This is a genomic window from Campylobacter sp. RM16188, assembly GCF_012978795.1.
In the GTDB taxonomy this organism is placed as follows: domain Bacteria; phylum Campylobacterota; class Campylobacteria; order Campylobacterales; family Campylobacteraceae; genus Campylobacter_A; species Campylobacter_A canis.
The window spans coordinates 1-2,918 of record NZ_LIWQ01000030.1 but is presented as its reverse complement, the minus strand read 5'-3'; the positions used below and the strand labels follow the sequence as shown (position 1 = coordinate 2,918).

Sequence of the window (2,918 nt, the reverse complement as noted above, 5' to 3'; positions counted from 1 at the left end):
TCTTGATGTAGAGATAAAATCAGGGGCAAAAGAGAGCTTAACTCTACCAAATAAGCTTACATTTGAATTGCCTATATATGAAGCGGACACAACTATTTTAGGCAGATTTGAAACCGAACTTTTTGTAAGCATCGATGAGGAGAAATTTAGTCTAAAGCTAGTGTGCTATACGGCAGAGATAGTAAGGCGTGAAGCGCTAGATAGATTAATGCAAAGCATTAGCACAAAATGCGAAGATGTGAAAGCTTATAAAGCAAGCATTTAAAGAAGCTTTGATTTTACAGGGGGCTAAATTTTAGCCTCCGATAAAGTCAATCAAATTTAAAGGAGTCAAATGGAAGAGATTAGAGTCTATGTCGCCACACCTTACGGTGCGCTTAGATGCAGCGATAATATGCGTGATTACCTTGCACAAAACATAGCCAAAGAAGAGTGCGCCAAGATAAGAAGAGCAGGATATGAGCCTGTAAGTGCGGTGCTTGAGCTTGCAGGGAAATTTAACGAAGACACACAAAGAGATGAGGCTTTAGAGGCTGGAATAGAGCTACTTGAAAGTTGCGATCATATCTATATGAGCACTCATCCGGATAGTAAAAATTCCAAGGGAATGTCCGCCGAGCTTGATAGAGCAAGAGAGCTAGGCATAAGCGAGCTAGTGCTAAATAAAGACGGCTCGGCTGAGCTTGTGCTAGGTATTTAAGTATGGCGCTACGTATCGTAAAAAAGAGTAAGAGATCCAAGGCTAAACTTGGAGTGGCTTTTCTTTACGGATACGTTTGCTCACATGCTTTTGCAAGAAGATTTAATTATTTTAAGGAGTATTAAGAGATGAGCAGATCAATATCACTGCTTGCAGCTATGGGGCTTGCGTTTGATAGTCCATTGCTTGATAGCGTAGAAATGCCAAGAAAGAGACCTTCGCTGCCCCGTAGGGCTAATTTTAGAGTCAAAAGAACAAGAGGCAAAAGAGATCTAAGTCAAAGAATAAGAGCTAACAGAAGAAAATCAAATTTAAGGAGTAGAAGATGCAGATAAATAGTTTTAGCGATGTGGATAACGCACTCAAAAGAGTGTGTGAGCTAGAGGTGGCACTAGCTGATATTAACGGCGAAATAACGTTAAAGTGCAACGAGATAAAAGACGCTCATAAGGCGCAAGTTGAAAAACTAGATAATGAGAAAAAGTATATAGAGGGTCAAATAACGGCTTTTTGTGAAGAGAATAAGGCTGAATTTGCCGAAAAAAGAAGCAAGGAATTTACATTCGGCAAGATAGGCTATAAGTTAAGCAAGAGCGTTAGCTTACCGCGCATAAAAGAAAAAGTCGAAAAACTTATCAAGGCTCTAAAAAGCTATAAGCTGGATGAGTGCATTAGTTATGAAGAGACGATTAATAAAGACGCCATTGTAGAGCTTGGGGATGCCGAGCTTGTAAAACTTGGTCTCAAGCGAGTAGTAAAAGACAACTTCCGTATAGAAACCAAGATAGAGAATTTACAAAGTGCAAACGTCTGAATTCTAAAGGGCAACAAGCCCTTTGATAAGCTTTTAAACGTATTTAAAGGCTTATTAAAAGGTTTAATTGAGGGTAAAATGAAAGATATTAATGAAAAACTAAAAGCAAAACTTCTTAAGCTTCAAGCTCTAGCAGAGCAAGGCATAGGCGGTGAAGCAACAAATGCGAAAAATATACTTGAAAAAATACTCAAAAAACACAATATAGACATAAATTCTTTTTTAGATGATACAAAAACTAAAAAATACTTTTTTGGATACAAAACAGAATTTGAAAAGAGGCTATTGTTTAGAATTTTTATGAAAATAAAAAGTCTTTTTGTCGAAGATGATTTTAAGTATTTCCAAAGAGGCAAAAAGATAGGTTTTGAGCTAAGTGAATATGAATTTATAGAGTTTGAAATACTAAAAGAAGGGTATTTTAACGCTTGGAAAAAGACTTTAAAAAATATGGAAACAGCTTTTGTATGGAAACACCACTTGGCTATAGAGAGTAATATGAAAAGTGATGATAAAACTCCTTTAACAGAAGAGGAGCGCGCTGAATTGTTTTTAATAGGACAAATGAGTATGGGTGTTTCGGAAGCCAAATTTAAAAGAAATCTATTAAAAGCATAAGGTTTAAAATGCACGAAACAATGATCGAGTTAAACAGACGCAAGCTGATAACTACTATGGCTAAATATGCATTAGAGGGCTTTATAAGCGAAGCGATGTTTAAGTATGCGAGCATTAAAGGCATAAACCTAAATTTTACCTTCTCTCACCCGGGAGCAAAGCAGATATTTGAGATGAACAAAGAAAATATCAAGGCTAAGCTAAGAGAATTTTGGGCTGATAACTTAGAAGAGATAAGGGCTAAGGACATATATTTCAGGGAAATAAGCTGCGAAATAATATACCGCTTTCCAAGAGATAATGAAGCTTTTGAAGAAGAAAAGAAACCTTATGTAGAGCTTTCAAACGGAAGCTTTGAAAATAGAGCCAAAGATCCGGGCATAAAAATAAAATTTGAGAGAATCAGAGCGACTATAAAGTCAGATCTTGAAAGCGGCAAAAGCGTATATGCGGGAGAAGCACGTGAATAAAACTTACGGCGCGGCTGGCACGCCGCGATGTGCTTTAGGTGGGTGCAGGGAGTGCATACTCCCGCCCGCAAGATGCGGACTTCGTTCGCTCGAGGAGTAAAGATGACTAAAAATCAAGAGATATATAGAAAGCAGCTTTTAGCAAGAATTCACACTCATCCACAATATAAAATCATCAAAGATAATGACGCATGGAGTGATTGGCTATCGGTTAGATTTGGCGTAAGCAGCTCAAAAGAGCTAAGCCTTAAAGAGTTAAACAAGATCCTTGATATTTTAAATAACAAATGCGAGGACGAGATAGATCTAAAGCCTT

At 37.5% G+C, this 2,918-nt stretch carries 6 protein-coding genes and 1 pseudogene; all 7 read left to right on the top strand.

Going from position 1 to position 2,918, the window contains the following annotated elements:
* A partial coding sequence (locus tag CDOM16188_RS11000) for a hypothetical protein (RefSeq protein WP_172202157.1) occupies positions 1–265 on the top strand: 265 nt, incomplete at its 5' end.
* A gap of 69 nt (positions 266–334) precedes the next feature.
* Positions 335–700: a DUF4406 domain-containing protein gene (locus tag CDOM16188_RS10995; RefSeq protein WP_172202187.1), complete on the top strand. Its 366-nt coding sequence runs from the start codon at positions 335–337 to the stop codon at positions 698–700.
* Between the two features lie 128 nt (positions 701–828).
* Positions 829–1,035: a hypothetical protein gene (locus CDOM16188_RS10990; protein WP_172202185.1), complete on the top strand. Its 207-nt coding sequence runs from the start codon at positions 829–831 to the stop codon at positions 1,033–1,035.
* On the top strand, positions 1,026–1,514 hold the full coding sequence (locus CDOM16188_RS10985; RefSeq protein ID WP_172202151.1) for a host-nuclease inhibitor Gam family protein: 489 nt from the start codon (positions 1,026–1,028) through the stop codon (positions 1,512–1,514). The genes CDOM16188_RS10990 and CDOM16188_RS10985 overlap by 10 nt, the downstream gene beginning before the upstream one ends.
* A gap of 78 nt (positions 1,515–1,592) precedes the next feature.
* Positions 1,593–2,132 carry a hypothetical protein gene (locus CDOM16188_RS10980; RefSeq protein ID WP_172202183.1) on the top strand — a complete coding sequence of 180 codons (540 nt, stop codon included), beginning with the start codon at positions 1,593–1,595 and terminating at the stop codon, positions 2,130–2,132.
* An 8-nt stretch (positions 2,133–2,140) separates the two neighbouring features.
* Positions 2,141–2,602 (top strand): hypothetical protein, encoded by a 462-nt coding sequence (locus CDOM16188_RS10975; protein WP_172202181.1) that lies wholly within the window; start codon positions 2,141–2,143, stop codon positions 2,600–2,602.
* Positions 2,603–2,704: 102 nt separating this feature from the next.
* Positions 2,705–2,918: pseudogene (locus CDOM16188_RS10970) on the top strand (regulatory protein GemA); the annotation flags it as partial.